The sequence below is a fragment of the Bosea sp. NBC_00550 genome, from assembly GCF_026020075.1.
Lineage (GTDB): Bacteria > Pseudomonadota > Alphaproteobacteria > Rhizobiales > Beijerinckiaceae > Allobosea.
The window spans coordinates 1,122,262-1,139,110 of record NZ_CP102772.1; the positions used below are offsets into that span (position 1 = coordinate 1,122,262).

Annotated in this window: 15 protein-coding genes; 12 read left to right on the forward strand and 3 right to left on the reverse strand. The window is 66.5% G+C overall.

The window, feature by feature from the left end; genetic code table 11:
- Window positions 1–200: 200 nt before the first annotated feature.
- On the reverse strand, window positions 201–680 hold the full coding sequence (locus tag NWE53_RS05275) for an Lrp/AsnC family transcriptional regulator (protein ID WP_265054822.1): 480 nt from the start codon (window positions 678–680) through the stop codon (window positions 201–203).
- A 28-nt stretch (window positions 681–708) separates the two neighbouring features.
- Window positions 709–1,176 carry an Lrp/AsnC family transcriptional regulator gene (locus NWE53_RS05280; RefSeq protein WP_265053321.1) on the reverse strand — a complete coding sequence of 156 codons (468 nt, stop codon included), beginning with the start codon at window positions 1,174–1,176 and terminating at the stop codon, window positions 709–711.
- A gap of 126 nt (window positions 1,177–1,302) precedes the next feature.
- On the opposite strand from NWE53_RS05280, the gene NWE53_RS05285 reads away from it, so the two are divergent.
- The gene (locus NWE53_RS05285; protein WP_265053322.1) at window positions 1,303–2,781 is read left to right on the forward strand and encodes an NAD-dependent succinate-semialdehyde dehydrogenase; all 1,479 of its coding nucleotides are present in this window, start codon (window positions 1,303–1,305) and stop codon (window positions 2,779–2,781) included.
- A 16-nt stretch (window positions 2,782–2,797) separates the two neighbouring features.
- Complete coding sequence (locus tag NWE53_RS05290; RefSeq protein WP_265053323.1) at window positions 2,798–4,204, forward strand: aspartate aminotransferase family protein; 1,407 nt, start codon at window positions 2,798–2,800, stop codon at window positions 4,202–4,204.
- A gap of 94 nt (window positions 4,205–4,298) precedes the next feature.
- Here the strand turns inward: NWE53_RS05290 and NWE53_RS05295 are convergent, their stop codons facing one another.
- Window positions 4,299–4,889, reverse strand: a complete 591-nt coding sequence (locus NWE53_RS05295; protein ID WP_265053324.1) for an amino acid synthesis family protein — start codon at window positions 4,887–4,889, stop codon at window positions 4,299–4,301.
- A gap of 145 nt (window positions 4,890–5,034) precedes the next feature.
- Here NWE53_RS05295 and NWE53_RS05300 point away from each other — a divergent pair, with 145 nt between their 5' ends.
- From NWE53_RS05300 to gabT, 10 genes are all read left to right on the forward strand, one after another.
- Window positions 5,035–6,846 carry a helix-turn-helix domain-containing protein gene (locus NWE53_RS05300; RefSeq protein WP_265053325.1) on the forward strand — a complete coding sequence of 604 codons (1,812 nt, stop codon included), beginning with the start codon at window positions 5,035–5,037 and terminating at the stop codon, window positions 6,844–6,846.
- Window positions 6,847–6,973: 127 nt separating this feature from the next.
- Window positions 6,974–7,954, forward strand: coding sequence for a flavin reductase family protein (locus NWE53_RS05305; RefSeq protein ID WP_265053326.1), 981 nt, complete (start codon window positions 6,974–6,976; stop codon window positions 7,952–7,954).
- Between the two features lie 15 nt (window positions 7,955–7,969).
- On the forward strand, window positions 7,970–9,481 hold the full coding sequence (locus NWE53_RS05310; protein WP_265053327.1) for an aldehyde dehydrogenase: 1,512 nt from the start codon (window positions 7,970–7,972) through the stop codon (window positions 9,479–9,481).
- Window positions 9,482–9,500: 19 nt separating this feature from the next.
- Window positions 9,501–10,589, forward strand: a complete 1,089-nt coding sequence (locus tag NWE53_RS05315; protein ID WP_265053328.1) for an LLM class flavin-dependent oxidoreductase — start codon at window positions 9,501–9,503, stop codon at window positions 10,587–10,589.
- 3 nt (window positions 10,590–10,592) lie between these two features.
- Window positions 10,593–11,441, forward strand: a complete 849-nt coding sequence (locus tag NWE53_RS05320; RefSeq protein WP_265053329.1) for an alpha/beta fold hydrolase — start codon at window positions 10,593–10,595, stop codon at window positions 11,439–11,441.
- The gene (locus NWE53_RS05325; RefSeq protein WP_265053330.1) at window positions 11,438–11,752 is read left to right on the forward strand and encodes an NIPSNAP family protein; all 315 of its coding nucleotides are present in this window, start codon (window positions 11,438–11,440) and stop codon (window positions 11,750–11,752) included. The genes NWE53_RS05320 and NWE53_RS05325 overlap by 4 nt, the downstream gene beginning before the upstream one ends.
- A 158-nt stretch (window positions 11,753–11,910) precedes the next feature.
- Window positions 11,911–13,098: a quaternary amine ABC transporter ATP-binding protein gene (locus NWE53_RS05330; RefSeq protein WP_265053331.1), complete on the forward strand. Its 1,188-nt coding sequence runs from the start codon at window positions 11,911–11,913 to the stop codon at window positions 13,096–13,098.
- Entirely contained in the window at window positions 13,091–14,044 is a 954-nt protein-coding gene (locus tag NWE53_RS05335; RefSeq protein ID WP_265053332.1) for an ABC transporter permease, read from the forward strand. The genes NWE53_RS05330 and NWE53_RS05335 overlap by 8 nt, the downstream gene beginning before the upstream one ends.
- 141 nt (window positions 14,045–14,185) lie before the next feature.
- Window positions 14,186–15,223, forward strand: a complete 1,038-nt coding sequence (gene proX, locus NWE53_RS05340) for a glycine betaine/L-proline ABC transporter substrate-binding protein ProX (protein WP_265053333.1) — start codon at window positions 14,186–14,188, stop codon at window positions 15,221–15,223.
- Window positions 15,224–15,446: 223 nt separating this feature from the next.
- Window positions 15,447–16,736: a 4-aminobutyrate--2-oxoglutarate transaminase gene (gabT, locus tag NWE53_RS05345; RefSeq protein WP_265053334.1), complete on the forward strand. Its 1,290-nt coding sequence runs from the start codon at window positions 15,447–15,449 to the stop codon at window positions 16,734–16,736.
- Window positions 16,737–16,849 lie beyond the last annotated feature (113 nt).

Genomic DNA, 16,849 nt, shown 5'->3' on the forward strand with positions numbered 1-16,849 from the left:
CCAATATATGGATCATTTGTTTTCTTATTTGGATCATACGGACGCCTGCGAGATGGCGTCAAGACAGGCAGACGCGTTTCCGCGCGATCGGATTGCGATCCGCGATCGTCATGGGACGAGCAATTGAGAAGCGCCGCGCTTCGTCGACGACTGGGCGCTGGTGCGCTGGTACGGCGCCGGGCGCCGCAGGCCGGAGGCGCCTAAGGCAACTTGAGCAGCGTCTTCAGCGGCAGCGTGCTCTTCACGATCGGCGACTTCAGCACGACGTAGCTGAAATACTTCTCGATCCCGATGTTTCGCCGCAGGAGGCTTTCCATCCGCTCCTGGTAATGCGCGATGCTTGGCGCGAGAAAGCGCAGCAAATAGTCGTAGCCACCGCTGATCAGGTGGCACTCCATCAGTTCGTCGACGTCGCGAATATTGGCTTCGAACTTGGCGAAATCGTCGATGCGATGGTCGACCAGCGTGACTTCGGTAAAGACGGTGACGCTGTCGGCCAGCTTGGCGAGGTTGAGCCTTGCGCCATACCCGGTGATGTAGCCGGCGCTTTCCAGTCGCTTCACCCGCTGCAGGCAGGGGCTCGGCGACAGCCCGACCTTCTCGGAGAGCTTGAGATTGGTCTGCGCCCCGTCCAGCTGCAGCTGCACGAGGATGTTGAGGTCGATCCGATCGAGCTTCAGATGTCCGCCCATGTCACTGTTCCTGGTGTCAGGGATCGATCGGGAGGGCGAAGCTCGCCTTCACCCGGTCCATCACCACCATGGTCTTGAAGCCGTTGATGTCGGGGTTCTCATAGAAGAAGCGGCGCGTGAAGCGCTCATAGTCTTCCATGTCGCGGGCGGTGACATGGAGCACGAAATCGGCGTCGCCGGTGACGTAGAAGCCGATCATCACCTCTTTCGTCGCCCGGATCGAGGCCTTGAAGCGATCGACGATGTCGGCTCGCTCGCGCTCCAGCGTCACCAGGACGAGCATCGAGATTGGCCGCCCGATGGAACGGGGCGAGACGATGGCCACGTCTGCCTCGATCACGCCGGTATCGCGCAGGCGCTTGAGCCGGCGCTGGCAGGCCGTGGCGGAGAGGCCGACGCGCTCGCCGAGTTCGGCCGTGGTCAACCGGTTGTTCTGCTGCACCGCGTCCAGAAGTCTGCGGTCCAAGCTGTCGAGTTCGATCATGCCGAAATCCTGCGTCCTTCTCTTGATATAAGCCGGAAATCATCGCGAAAGCCCGCGCTTCGGCGGCATAGGCCGCATTCTCTGCACTAGCCTCCTCGCCACTCAATCGTCGAAGCGGAGGATGGGATGCGGGATTTATCCGCGAAAGCGCTGAAAAAGCTGAAGCGCGGCGACTTGCTGGAGAGCCGGGCTTTCGTGGACGGAAGCTGGCGCGATGCTGCCGAGCAGATCGCCGTCGTCGATCCCGCGACGCAGGAAGCCATCGCCAGTGTTGCCTCGCTGTCGCTGGAAACTGTCGACGAGGCCGTCGCGGCAGCGGTCGCCGCACAGAAGCTTTGGCGCGAGCGCCTGCCGGTCGAGCGTGGCCGCCTGCTGCGGGGCTGGGCGGCGGCGATGCGCAGCAACAGCGATGACCTTGCCGTCATCATGACGGCCGAGCAGGGCAAGCCGCTCGCCGAATCGCATGGCGAGATCGACTATGCCGCTGCTTTCCTCGACTGGTTTGCGGGCGAGGGCGAGCGCAGCTATGGCGAGACGATCCCGAGCCATCTGCCCGGCAGCCGACTTTCGGTGCAGATGCAGCCGATCGGCGTTGCCGCCGCGGTGACGCCATGGAATTTCCCGAGCGCGATGATCACTCGCAAGGCCGGGGCCGCGCTCGCCGCCGGCTGCGCCATGGTGGTGAAACCGGCTCCCGAAACGCCGCTCTCGGCGCTGGCGTTGGCGAAGCTTGCGGAAGAAGTCGGCTTCCCCAAAGGCGTCTTTCAGGTGCTGACCGGGGAGGCTGCGCCGCTGGCGCATCGCCTGCTGGCACACACCGATATCCGCGCCTTCTCCTTCACCGGCTCGACGGAGGTCGGCCGTCTCCTGCTCGGCCAGGCCGCGCAGACGGTGAAGCGCGCCTCGCTCGAACTCGGCGGCCACGCGCCCTTCATCGTCTTCGACGACGCCCCGCTTGAGCAAGCGGTCATCGGCGGGATCGCGGCCAAGTTCGCGACCTCCGGCCAGGACTGCCTCGCCGCCAACCGCATCTATGTTCAGCGCGGCGTCTATGAGCGCTTCGTCACGGCCTATGCGGAGGCGGCCGCACGCCTCAAGGTCGGCCACGGGCTGGAAGAGGGCGTCGATATCGGCCCGATGACGCGCCCCTCCGTTGCCGAGAAGTGCCGCCAGCAGATCGCGCAGGCGCTTGCCGCCGGGGCGCGCATCGTCGCGGGCGGGCAGGACAGCCCGCTCGGCGGCAGCTTCGTCCAGCCGACGGTTCTGGCCGATGTGACCGAGGAGATGACGATCGCCCGCGAGGAGACCTTCGGCCCCGTCGCCGCGATCCTGCCCTTCGATACGGAGGAAGAGGTCGTGGCGCGCGCCAACGCGACCGAGATGGGGCTTGCGGCTTACCTCTACACCCAGGATCTGCGCCGGGCGATGCGCCTCACCGACCAGCTCGAATACGGCATGGTCGCGGTCAACACGCCGAAATTCACCGGCGCCCCCATCCCCTTCGGCGGCTGGAAGCAGTCCGGCCTCGGCCGCGAGGGCTCCCGCCACGGCATCAGCGAATACCTCGAAGCGAAATATGTCTGCTTCGGCAATCTGGCAGCGTAATCAAGGAGATAAGATAATGACGATCGACGTCGCGGCCATCGGCGCGCTGGATCGCGCCAGCACCCTGCACCCCTTCACCCAGCTCAAGGACTTCGCCACCGGAAAGCTCGGCGAGCCCACCATCGTCGAGACCGGCAAGGGCATCCGCATCCAGGACGCGACCGGCCGCAGCTATATCGACGGCTTTGCCGGGCTCTACTGCGTCAATATCGGCTATGGCCGCACCGAAGTCGCCGAGGCGATCTCGCGGCAGGCCTATCGGCTGGCCTATTACCACTCCTACGCCGCCCACACGACGGATGAGCTCGCCATCCTTTCCGACCGCCTCGTGAAGATGGCGCCGGGCAAGATGAGCAAGGTCTTCTACGGGATGTCCGGCTCGGACGCGAACGAGACGCAGGCCAAGCTCGTCTGGTACTACAACAATCTGCGCGGCCAGCCGAAGAAGAAGAAGATCATCTCGCGGCTGCGCGGCTACCATGGCTGCAGCGTCGTTTCCGGCTCCATGACCGGGATGAGCTTCTACCACGACCATATGGACCTGCCGTTCTCCGGCATCCTCCACACCGGCGCGCCGCATCACTATTGGGGCGCTCAGCCCGGCGAGACCGAAGCCGAGTTCTCGCAGCGCCTCGCCTCGGAGCTGGAGGAGCTGATCCTGCGCGAAGGGCCGGAAACGGTCGGTGCCTTCATCGGCGAGCCGGTGCTAGGCACGGGCGGCATTACCCCGCCGCCGGAGGGCTACTGGACTGCGATCCAGGCGGTGCTGCGCAAATACGACGTGCTGCTGATAGCCGACGAGGTCGTCACCGGCTTCGGGCGCATCGGCACGCCCTTCGGCTCGCATCTCTATGGCATCGAGCCCGATCTCATCACCGTCGCCAAGGGGCTGACCTCGGCCTATTTCCCGCTCTCGGCAGCGATCGTCGGCGAGAAGGTCTACAAGGTGATGGAGGAGGGCGCGGACCGCGTCGGTGCCTTCTCTCACGGCTACACCTATTCCGGCCATCCGATCGGCGCTGCGGCGGCCAATGCCGTGCTCGATATCGTCGAGAAGGAGGATCTGGCGGGCAAGGCGCGCGATGTCGGCGGTTATTTCCAGGAGCGGCTGAAGGCGACCTTCGCGCAGCTCCCGATCGTCGGCGAGGTTCGCGGCGTCGGCATGCTGGGCGCGCTCGAATTCGTCGCCAATCGCGAGGCCAAGACGCGCTTCGATCCCGGCCTCAAGGTCGGCGCCCGCATCTCCAAGGCGGCGCGCGATCGCGGGCTGATCGCCCGCGCCATGCCACATGGCGAGATCCTCGGCTTCGCGCCGCCGCTGGTGACGAGCCGCGACGAGATCGACGAGATCGTCGCCATCGCCGAGAAGGCCGTGCGGCAGGTGATGGAAGAGCTTGCCCGCGACAAGGTCGCGCTCGCCTGAGATGATGACGCGGTCCTCACAGGACGGACATGAAAAAGGGGCCCGCCGATCCGGCGGGCCCCGCAAGGCCGGAAGCGTTGCCCGGCCTGATGGCTCAGGCGTCCTCCAACTCCCGCTTCATCTCCTCCATGTCCTGGAAGCGGTCGGCGAGGCGGGGATGGGCGCGGCTGTTGTCGGCGGCGCCGATGGCGACCAGTACCTCGTCGGCGGCGGGGGCATCCGGAATCTGGAACTGGGCGGTGAGGAAGTGCGAGCGCTTGCCGGTCTCGCTCTTGTGGATCATCGGCAGCGAGAGCAGGGCGCCCGGCGCGTTGCGGGTGTTGGTGAAGCTCAGATAGGCTGTGCCCTTGACGGCATCGCGGAACATGTTGCCGAAGCGCAGCGTGTGGATCAGCGCCGAGGCATGCTCGATCTCGCCATTGGTGCCGACGGCCGCTGCCTTGCCATAGGCCTCGACCTGCTCGGCCGGCATCACCGCGACGAGGCGCTTGGTCAGTTCTGCGCCAAGATGCGGGGCGATCCGGAATATCTCGGGGCGCAGGTTCTCGACGAAGCCCTGGCCGGCCCACGGATTGCGCAGCACGGCGGCGACGATGACGAAGCGCACCGGCTTGTCGGCAGCCTTGCCGCCCTCGATGAAGGTTTCCTCGACGAAGGTCGAGATCTTGCGCAGGCCGTAATCCATGGCGTGTCCACCTGTTGCGATCGTGAAAGGGTGGCGAAGCGTAGCGGCGGCATTCCAGTCGCGTCTTCCATCGGATCGCGGGAAGAAATGCGTGGATGGACCTGCGATGCGGCGTAAGATCGAGCGTGGTGAATAGGAGAAGCCCATGGCGGATCAGGCATCGCAGATGCGCTCGCTGCGCGACGTCGCCAGCCAGATCAACTCGGGCGGCGATCTCGATACGGTGCTCCGCGATCTCATCCGCGCGGCCTGCGAACACGGCGGCTGGGCGCTTGGCTCGATCATGGCGATCGATGCCCCCCACGGCGAGGCTCATGTCGTCGTCCGGCACGATCCCACCCTGCTGCGTCGGCGTCTCGAGAACCGCTGGGAACTGGCCACCAGCCCGGCCCTGATTGCGCTCCAGCGCAACGAGCCCGTCTACATCCGGGATGCGCGTGCTTCGGACGAGTTCCCCGGCTATCGTCGCGAGGCCTTCGAGCGCGACTATCGCACCGTGCTGGTGCTGCCGATGAGCTGTTCCGACGAACAGGGCCGGCCGATGGTGCTGAACGTCGTCGCCCGCGACGTGACGGATGTCTCGGCAGACGATCTCGCCTTCATGAGCATGATCGTCCATCTCGGCGGCATCGCCGTCGAGCGCGAGCACCGCCTGCGCGCGCAGCGCCAGGCGGCGGAGCAACTGCAGAATGCCTTGCAGACGCAGACCATGCTGCTGCAGGAGGTGCTGTCCGGCGGATCGGCCTCGGCACTGTCCGAGATGCTCGCGGAGCTCCTCCCGGATGCGATCCTCGTCGTCGATTTTGCCGGCAATGCGCTCGCGGCGAGCCGCTCGCCGGCGCCTCTGCATTTCGACGACACGGCCTGGCAACGGGCGCTCGATGGTCCAATCGGCAGCCAGATCACCGCGGCGGCTCGTGACGCCGTGGCGGCGGGGCGGGCCGAGCCACAGAGCCTGCGGCTTGACGATGCGGGCCGGCGGCTTCAGGTCATGGCCCGCATAGACGCGCTCAACGTCGACGGGCAACCGGTCGGCGCTCTCGTGATCTTTCCGGAGGCGGGCGAGGCGACGGGTGACCTCCAGCGATTGCTGCTCGACAGCGTGAAGTTCGCGCTCAGTGTCCAGATGATGCGCAGCGTCATCCGGTTTCGCTTCGAGACGCGCACGCTCACCGAACTGTTCTTCGAGATCGTCGAACGGCGCTGGCGCGATGCGGATGACATCATCCAGCGCGGCCGCCGGCTCGGGCTCGCGCTGGCCGCACCCGCCCGGATGATCGTGGTCGACTTCCCTGATGGTGCGTCCCTGCCGGCCGATATCGGCGTCGATTCCCACCACGCCGTGACGCGGCTCGCGCGGCAGATGAACCTGGCGGTCAGCGTGGTCGCGGTCGGCGGCGGCCTTGTCTGCCTCGTTCCGGAGGAGAAAAGCGGAGAGGCCGAGCGGGCGGGGCGGCTGGCGCGGCGCATGGTCGAGGCGCTCAGGCACAGCTTCAACCGGGAGCCGATCGTGGTGCTGGGCGGCATCTGCGACGGGCTCGACAGCTACCCGAAGGAATGGGAGCGCTGCTGGCGCATGATCCGCATCGCGCGCTCCTTCGGGCGCAGCGGAATCCTGTCGGCCTTCGATTTCGGGCCGATGCCGATGCTGATCGGTGCTGCCGAGTCGGTGGATGTGCGCAGCTTCGTCGACGGGGCGATCGGCGCGGTGATTGCGCATGATCGCAAGCACGAGACGCCTTACCTGGAGACGCTGTCCGCCTATCTGCGCGAAGGCTGCCGCGCGCAGGCCTGCGCCGATGCGATGGGGCTGCACGTCACGACCCTGCGCTACCGGCTCTCCCGCATCCAGGACCTCTTCGGCATCGATCCCGAGACGGCCGACAAGCGCTTCGCCATCGAGCTCGCCATTCGGCTGCACGGCGTCATCGAAAGCAGCCAGGTGCCGGCGGCCTGAGGTTTTCGCCGGCTCCATCGGTTCAGCGAAACATTTCCTCCATTCCTCCCATCGTTCATAGGAAGAAGCGGGCCTATCCGAAGCCTAACCTCTCGCCACGATCCCCGCATTGATCGAGGTGAGGCGGATGCTCGCTCCCGCGGAAAAGACAGCCAACCTGATCGACCCGGTCGCTCTGCGCCGCGCGTTCGGAACTTTCGTCACCGGCGTCACCGTCATTACGACGCGCGATGCCGACGGCACGCCGCGCGGCATGACCGCGAATTCCTTCACCTCGGTCTCGCTCGACCCGCCGCTGCTGCTCGTCTGCGTCGGCAAGGGTGCCCACAGCTACGGCGCCTTCAACAGCTCGGACTCCTTCGCCGTCAACCTGCTGCACGAGGCGCAGACGGACGTCTCGAACTTGTTCGCCTCCAAGGCGGCGAACAAGTTCGACACCGTCAGCCATGACCGCGTCCATACCGGCGCGCCGATCCTGACCGATTGTCTGACCTGGTTCGATTGCACGATGCACAGCCGCGTCGATGCCGGCGATCATGTCGTGCTGATCGGCGAGGTGCAGGCTTTCGGCACCAGCCCCACGGCGCCGCTCGGCTTCTGCCGCGGCCGATACGCCAATGTGAAGGATCCGCTGCCACCGGGCTGGCTCGAATCGCAAGGCATGATCGTCGGCTACCTGATCGAGTCCGACGGGCATCTGCTGCTGCGTTCGGACGGGAAGGGCGGCTGGGGGCTGCCCAGCGCGAAGCGCCGCATCGCCGACAACGAATTGAAGCTCGACGGCGGCGACGCGCTGACGCTCGTACCCGACGATACCTTCCTCTACTCCGTCTTCGACGTCAGCGATGGCGATCCCGGCTATCTGATCTACCGCGCCCGGCTCGCGCAGGATTCCGCCTCGGTCGCGCTGTCGCCAGGGCTCAAGTTCTTCCCGATCGACCAGCTTCCCTACGACGCGATCCCGACCCGCGAGATCAGCTCGATGCTGCGCCGCTATGCCCGGGAGAGCGCCAGCAAGCGCTTCGGAATCTACATGGATTCCAACGATGGCGGCCGCCTCGCCATGGTCGGCGAGGCGCAGCCCTGGGCCACCCTTCCGCAATCCTGAGCCGGCAGAGCGAGCATGAAGACCACTGTCCAATCCCTCGAAGGTTCGCGCCAGGGCCTGTTCATCGACGGCGCCTTCGTCGCGCCGAAGAGCGGCGTCTACGTGCCGTCCTTCGATCCGACGACGGCCGAACCCTGGTACGAATTCGCCCAGGGCGATGCCGCCGATGTCGATGCCGCCGTTCGCTCGGCCCGTGCCGCCTTCGTCAACCCGGCCTGGCGCCGCATGACGCAGACGGAGCGCGGCAAGCTGGTGCGCCGCCTCGGCGAGCTCGTGCTCGAAAACGCCGACGAGCTGGCGATGATCGAATGCCGCGACAACGGCAAGCTGCTCAAGGAGATGCGCGCCCAGATGCGGGCGATCCCGGACTCCTATCTCTACTTCGCCGGGATGGCCGACAAGCTCCAGGGCGACACGATCCCGGTCAACAAGCTCGACTCGCTGAACTTCAACCTGCGCGAGCCGCTCGGCGTGATCGGCATGATCATCCCGTGGAACTCGCCGCTGATGATGCTGACGGGCACGCTCGCGCCCTGCCTCGCCATCGGCAACACCATCGTCGTGAAGCCCTCCGAACACGCGACGGCGTCGAGCCTCGCGCTGGCGGAACTCGCGATCGAGGCCGGCATTCCGCCTGGTGTCGTCAACGTCGTCACCGGAGATGGTGCCGTCACCGGCGAGGCGCTGACGCGCCATCCCGGCGTCGCGAAATACGTCTTCACCGGCTCGACCTTCACCGGCCGCAAGATCGCCGGCAACGCCGCGCAGAACCTCGTGCCCTGCCAGATGGAGCTGGGCGGCAAGTCCCCCCATGTCATCTTCTCCGATGTCGATATCGACCGCGCCGTCAACGGCGTCGTCTCCGGCGTCTTCGCGGCGGCCGGCCAGACCTGCGTCGCCGGCTCGCGCTGCTTCGTCGAGCAGCCGATCTACGATCGCTTCGTCGAGGCGCTGGTCGACCGCACGCGCCGCATCAAGGTCGGCCATCCGCAGACCGAGGACACCGATATCGGCCCGGTCGCGCTGGCTTCCCAGCTCGCGAAGGTCGAGGACTATGTCGGCTCCGGCGTGCGCGAAGGCGCCAAGGTCGCGGTCGGCGGCCGCAAGCCGCAGGACGGCGAGCTGGCGCGCGGCTGGTATTTCGAGCCCACGGTGATGACCGAGGCCAGCAACGACATGCGCTTCATGCGCGAGGAGATCTTCGGACCGGTCGTCGGCGTCGTGCCGTTCAAGACCGAGGAGGAGATGATCCAGCTCGCCAACGACACGGAATACGGTCTGGCTTCCGGCATCTGGACCAGGGACATCGACCGGGCCATGCGCTTCGCCCGCAACATCGATGCCGGCACCGTCTGGATCAACACCTACCGCTCCGCCGCCTACATGTCCGCCAATGGCGGGATGAAGAACAGCGGCTATGGCCGTCGCGGCGGCTTCGAGGTCATGCGCGAGTTCTCGCGCCTGAAGAACGTTCTCATCGACTATTCGGGCGCCATGCAGGACCCGTTCGTGATCCGCCTGCGCTGAGCTAGAACGGAGGAAAGCCATGAAATTCGCCGTTTCCATCAGTATGGAGCGCTTCTCGCCGGGCGAGTCCGTGCAGGACGCCCTCAGAAACTTCCGCGCCCTGGCGAAGATCGCCGACGAGGGCGGTTTCGAGACTCTCTGGACCGCTGAGCACCACACCATCGAGTGCACGATCTCGCCGAACCCCTTCCAGACGCTGACCTGGCTTGCCCAGCATACCGACCGCATCCGGTTGGGCACCGCGACGCTGGTCGCGCCTTACTGGTCGCCGATCCGGCTCGCCGGCGAGGCGGCGCTTTGCGACCATCTCACCGGCGGACGCCTCGAATTCGGCATCGCGCGCGGCGCCTATCAGTACGAGTTCGACCGCATGGCCGGCGGCATCCCGCAGCAGCAGGGCGTCGCCTACATGCAGGAGCTGGTGCCGGCCGTGCAGAAGCTCTGGGCTGGCGACTACGCACATGACGGCCACTACTGGAAGTTCCCGCTCGCGACATCGGTGCCCAAGCCCCTGCAGCAGCCGCACCCGGCGATCTGGGTCGCGGCGCGCGATCCCGGCACCTTCGACTGGGCGGTCGGCATCGGCGCCAACATCCTCTCGACCCCGCTTTCGGCGCCGCCTGCCGAAGTCGGCGTGCTCGGCGAGAAATTCCGCAAGGCCGTCGCCGACCATCCCGAGCGCCCGCGTCCGCGCCTGATGATGCAGCGGCGCACCTGCGTCTACGACCGTAAGGAGGACTGGGAGCTCGCGGTGCGGCACTCGGTCGATTACGGCGGCTATTTCGAGAACCTGATGCAGAACAGCGGCACGGTGACGAACGGCTTCCCCGAGGCCATTCCCTTCGAGACCATCGCCAACCGCGACAACTACAATCCGCAGGCGGTGCGCGACAATCTGATGTTCGGCACGCCGGACGAGGTGATCAGGAAGCTGCAGGTCTACGAGGATGCCGGCGTCGACCAGTATACGCTCGGCCTCTCCTTCAACCTGCCCTTCGAGCTGCAGGTGAAGACGCTGCGCCTCTTCATCGACGAGGTGATGCCGCATTTCGCCGCCCGCGAGCGGGACAGCGCCAAGGCGCCGCGCCTGGCTGCTGTGGGGCACTGAGCCATGGCCGGAGGCTCGACCGCTCGGCGTCTCGAGGCTGCGGAAGGGGCGCAGAGCCTGACCGTCGGCGGCGTGACGCTCAACTATCGCGTGGTGGGGCAGGGCGAGCCGCTCATCTGCATCCATGGCGTCGGCTCTTATCTGGAGGCCTGGGAAGGCGTTGCCGAGCGCCTCTCCGACCGCTTCCGCATCCTGACTTTCGACCTGCGCGGCCATGGCCGGTCGAGCAAGGTGCGCGGGCGCTACGAGATCGACGATTTCGTCGGTGACGTGCTGGCGCTGGCCGACCATGCCGGCTTCGACAGTTTCAATCTCGCCGGCTTCTCGCTCGGCGGGCTGATCGCGCAGCGCATCGCGCTGACGCATCAGCAGCGCATCCGCCGGCTCGTGCTGCTCGCGACGGTGGCCGGGCGGACGGAGGAGGAGCGCGAGCGGGTCGAGGCGCGGCTCGCGGCCCTGCAGGCCGGCGATCGCGGCTCGCATTACGACGCCTCGCTCTCGCGCTGGCTGACCGAAGGTTTCCAGGCAGAGAACCCTGAGCTCATCACGAAGCTGCACCAGCGCAACGCGGAGAACGACCCGGAGTGCTATGCTGCGGCCTATCGCGTGCTGGCGCAGACGGATTTCGGCGGGCTGCTCGACCAGATCCGCGTCCCGGTCCTGATCGCGACCGGCGAGGAGGATGCCGGCTCCAATCCGCGCATGGCGCTCTACATGCACGAGCGCATCACCGGCTCGAAGCTGCATATCCTGCCGGGCCTGCGTCACTCGATCCTAACCGAGGCGCTCGGACAGGTCGCCGGGCTGATGCGCGATTTCCTCGGCGACGGCAGGGAGGAACAGCAAGCATGATCGTAGAGGAACGCATCTACCGCATCCGCAACGGGCGCATGGGCCGCTATCTGCAGCTCGTGCGCGAGGAGGGGCTGGCGATCCAGCAGCCGATCCTCGGCCAGCTGGTCGGCTACTTCACGACCGAGATCGGGGCACTCAGCCATGTGACCCATCTCTGGGCCTATGCCGATTTCGAGGACAGAACACGCCGGCGCCAGCAGCTCGCGGATGATCCGCGCTGGCAGGCCTTCCTGCCGAAGCTTTCGGAGAACATCGAGCAGGCCGAGAACCGGATCCTGCTGCCCACGGATTTTTCGCCGCTGCGCTAGCGGCGGCCGCGCGCGTGTTCCTCCGGGGGGACGAGGGAGGGTTTCGATCCTCCATCGGATCGGAGGAAGACGCGTCATCTCGGCCGGCACTTAATCGGTGTCGGCAGGCAGGTCGAGCAAGCCCGGTTCAATCGGGCGCCGAGAAGAGGGGGCGGGACATGACCGAGCGACTGCAGATCCAGAATCTGTACAAGATATTTTCCAATACGCCTGCGCCCGCGCTGGAAATGCTGGCGAAGGGCGGCAACAAGAACGAGGTCTTCGAGAAGCTCGGCGCGGTGGTCGGGCTCAACGACGTCTCGCTGAGCGTCCCGCAGGGCGCCATGTACATGGTCATGGGCCTTTCGGGTTCCGGCAAGTCGACGCTGGCCCGCTGCATCAACCGGCTGAACGAGCCGAGCGCCGGCAAGATCCTGCTCGACGGGCGCGACATCGTCCCGCTCGGGGAGGAGGATTTGCGAGAGGTGCGCCGCACACGCATCTCGATGGTCTTCCAGCATTTCGCGCTGCTGCCCAACAAGCGTGTCATCGAGAATGTCGAGTTCGGCCTGAAGCTGCGCGGCATCGCCCCGGCCGAGCGCCGTCGCCGTGCCGAGGAGGTCCTGACCGTCGTCGGCCTCGGCCGCTGGGGATATCATTACCCGCACGAGCTTTCGGGCGGCATGCGCCAGCGCGTCGGCCTCGCCCGCGCGCTCGCGACCGATGCCGACATCCTGATCATGGACGAGGCCTTCAGCGCGCTCGACCCGCTGATCCGCACGGAGATGCAGGACGAGCTGCTGCGCCTGCAGCGCACGCTGAACAAGACGATCCTGTTCATCACCCACGACTTCCAGGAGGCGCTGAAGCTCGGCACCCGGATCGCCATCATGTCCGAGGGCGAGTTGGTCCGCGAAGGCACGCCGCAGTCGATCGTGCTGGAGCCGGGCAGCGACTATGTCGCCGCCTTCACCCGCGAGATCGACCGGGCGCGCCTGTTCGACGCGCGCTCGGTGATGCGGCCGGCCGAGCCGATCCTGCAGTCCGAGCGCGGCACGCTCGTCGGCGAGACGGGTGGTTTCGGATTCGTGCTGGACCGCGACGGCAAGGTGCTCGGGGCGCTCGATGCCGAGGCCTGTGGCCGTGCCCGCGCCAGCGGAGAAATCGCTGTGCCGAGCGGCGACTATGTCAGCGTCCGGCCCGGCGCGAAGCTCCTGGAGGTCGCGCGCAGCTATCGCGACGGCCAACCGATCGCGGTCGTCGACGAGCAGGGCAAGTTCATGGGCTCGCTCGGGGCCGACGACATCCTGGCCCGCATCTCCTCCACCACTCCCAAGACCGTTCCCGCTGGAGAGCGCCATGTTTAAGGCCGACGATCTTGCCGTCTTCCCGATCGACGCCTGGATCCAGCAGGGCGTCAGCTGGGTCGCGCTCAACCTGCGGCCGATCTTCCTGGCCATCAAATGGCCGGTCGAGAGCCTGCTCAGCCTGAACGACTGGGTTCTCCACGCCATTCCGTTCCCACTTTTCGTGGTCGGCTTCTTCCTGCTGGCCTGGCGGCTCTCGACAGTGGGCATCGCCGTGTTCAGCGCCGTCTCGCTGATCGTCATCGCCATGCTCGGCGTCTGGAACGAGGCGATGACGACGCTGTCGCTGATCTCGACCGCGATCGTGTTCTGCGCGGTGATCGGCATCCCGATGGGCATCTGGTGCGCGCGCAGCGACCGGGTCTGGAACGTGGTGCGCCCGATCCTCGACATCATGCAGACGACGCCGAGCTTCGTTTATCTCGTTCCCGTCGTGATGCTCTTCGGCGTCGGCACGGTGCCGGGCGAAGTCGCGGTCGTCACGGCCGCCGCGCCGCCGCTGATCCGCTTCACCAATCTCGGCATCCGCATGGTCGAGCACGAGATCGTCGAGGCCGGCCTCGCCTTCGGTGCCGACAAGCGCCAGCTCCTCTTCGAGATCCAGCTGCCGCTCGCGATCCCGACCATCCTCGGCGGCCTGAACCAGACGGTCCTCACGGCGATGGTCCTGTCGGTCGTCGTCGCGATGATCGGCGCCGAGGGCCTCGGCCTCGTCGTGCTCCAGGGTCTGGGTCGCCTCGATGTCGGCCGCGCTGCGGTCGGCGGCATCGCCATCGTCCTGCTCGCCATGGTGCTCGACCGGATCACGCAGAAGCTCGCCGCGCCGAAGGCAGGCGGCAGGTCGGCCGCGCGCGCCTCGCTGCTCGGCACGGTGGCGCGCCTGTTCAAGGGCGGGCGGCCCGATGATGCCGGCGCGGTGGCCGCATCGGCCAAGCAGGCTGTCTGACGCATCGCCAGATGCGCCGGCAAACCGGGCCGGAGTGCGGTTGCACCCGGCCTGGAAGGCCCGCCGCGAGGCGGGAAGGGGAATAACAAAAAGCAGCGCAAGGCAGGCCGGCACGAAGTGCCGGACAACGAGGAGAACGAGATGATGACCATCAACAGGCTTAAGGTTCTGACGGCCGCCGCCGCAGTAGGCGTGCTCGCCTTTGCTGCCGCCCCGTCGCAAGCGCAGGAGCTGCCGGGCAAGGGCAAGACGATCCGCTACGCCCAGAGCGACAGCCTCGGCGCGAACTATGTCACCGCCCAGATCGTGATGAAGGCGCTGAAGGAGCTCGGCTACGACATCAAGCTCAGCACCGTGAACACGACGCTGTTCTTCCAGGCCGCGGCGCAGGGCGACCTCGACCTCGCGACCGACGTGAACTTTCCGCAGCGCGAGCCGGGTTTCCGGGCGGTCGAGAAGGATGCGGAGATCGTCGGCGGCGGCCTGATCGTCGGCGGCGGAATCAACGGCTATCTGATCGACAAGAAGACGGCCGACGCCAACAACATCACCTCGCTGGTCCAGATGAAGGACCCGAAGATCGCGGCCCTGTTCGGCAAGGACGGCAAGGCCGATCTCATCAATTGCGACCCCGGCTGGAGCTGCGGCGACGTCGTCGATTTCCAGCTCGACAAGTTCGGCCTGAAGGACAATGTGAAGTCCATCCGCGGCAAGTACGAGGCGCTGATGGTCGAGGCCGTGGCGCGGGTGAAGCGCGGCGAGCCGGCCTTCTTCTACGCCTGGAGCCCGTCCTGGGTGAACAACGCGCTCGTCCCGGGCAAGGACGTCGTCTGGCTGCCGACGCCGGAGGATGCGCTGCCGGCTTCCGTCCCGAACAAGGGCTCGGCGCTGGTCAAAGGCGTCAAGGGCTGCGCCGGCGGCGCCGATCCCTGCCGCATGGCCATGGCTTCCTGGAACTGGGGCTCGGTCGCGAACAAGAAGTTCATTGCCGCCAACCCGGCCGTCAAGGCGCTCATCGAGAACATGAAGTTCCCTCTCGAGGAGTGGTCGTACTGGGAGTTCAACATCAACAAGAACGGCGGCAACAACGCCCTGATCACCAAGATGGCCGACGAATGGATCGGCGCGCGCAAGACGCAGTTCGACAGCTGGGTCGCGGCCGGGCGCGCGGCGAAGTAAGCCGAAACTCCAGTCTGAGCTTTCAGGGGCGAGGCCGGTCTCCGGCCTCGCCCCTTTCTTTGTTTCCGGACGGCAAGCACTGGCCGTGGCCGGCAGCATTCGCTGCGGCGAGCCCGCCCGCATACAGCCAAAGATGCCGGATGGCGCGCAGGCTCGGCAGTCCTGGCCGGCATGATCTCCTAAGCTCCAGACCATCGAAGGACGTGTTCAGGAGAAGAGACCGATGCCGAGCGCTTCACGCACCAATGCCGAGCTTTTGACGGCGCGCGAACGCAATGTCCCGCGTGGCGTCGTCACCGCCCATCCCGTCGTCGCGGCGCGCGCCGAAGGCGCCTATCTCTGGGACGTCGAGGGGCGCCGCTATCTCGACTTCGTCGGTGGCATCGGCGTGCTGAATGTCGGCCATAACCACCCGCGGGTCGTCGCCGCGGTGACAGAGCAGCTCACGCGGGTGAGCCATACGGCATTCCAGGTCGCTGCCTACGAGCCCTACATCGCCTTGGCGGAGCGGCTGAACCGCCTCGTCGGCAAGGGCGAGCCCCACAAGACCATCCTGCTGACCTCGGGCGCCGAAGCGGTCGAGAACGCCATCAAGATCGCACGAGGCTACACCAACCGCCCCGGCGTCATCGCCTTTCGTGGCGGTTTCCATGGCCGCACCCTGCTCGGCGTCTCGCTGACGGGAATGAGCCAGCCCTACAAGCAGAATTTCGGCCCCTTTGCCGGCGAGATCCATCACGCGCCCTATCCGGACGCCTATCGCGGCGTAACGACCGCTGCCGCGCTGGCGGCGCTCGATGAACTCTTTGCTACCCAGATCGCGGCGGACCGCGTCGCAGCGATCATCATCGAGCCGGTGCAGGGCGACGGCGGCTTCCTGCCTGCTCCGCCAGCCTTCATGCAGGCACTGCGTGCGCTCACCGAACGCCATGGCATCGTCCTGATCGCCGACGAGATCCAGACCGGCTTCGGCCGGACGGGGAAACTCTTCGGCTTCGAGCATTCCGGCATTCAGCCCGACCTTGTGACGGTGGCGAAAAGCCTCGCTGGCGGCCTGCCGCTCTCCGGCGTCGTCGGCAAGGCCGCGATCATGGACGCGCCGCTGCCGGGCGGGCTCGGCGGCACCTATGGCGGGAATGCGCTTGCGTGCGCGGCTGCTCACGGCGTTCTCGACGCCTTCGAGCAGGATGGATTGCTCGCCCGCGCCGAGGCGCTCGGCAACCAGCTTGGCGCCGGGCTCGAGCGGCTCGCCGCCGCCTATCCGGCGATCGGCACCGTGCGCGGTGTCGGATTCATGCGGGCCATCGAGTTCGTCACCGACCAGGCCAGCAAGACGCCGGACGCAGACACCGCCCAGAAGGTCATCGACGAAGCACGCGAGGGCGGGCTGCTGGTGATCAAATGCGGCGTTCACCGCAACATCGTGCGCTTCCTTGCTCCGCTGGTGCTCAGCGACGCCGATCTCGCCTCGGCGCTGGACACGTTGGCGGTCGCATTGAAGAAAGTATGCTGATCTCGGTGGGGCAGAGCCTGTTCGAGCCCGCTGTTACCGGCAGCTGAGGGAATGCTGCATCAAGGACCTGAGCCGCATTTCAGATAGCCCACTCACATCGTGATCCGCGGTAC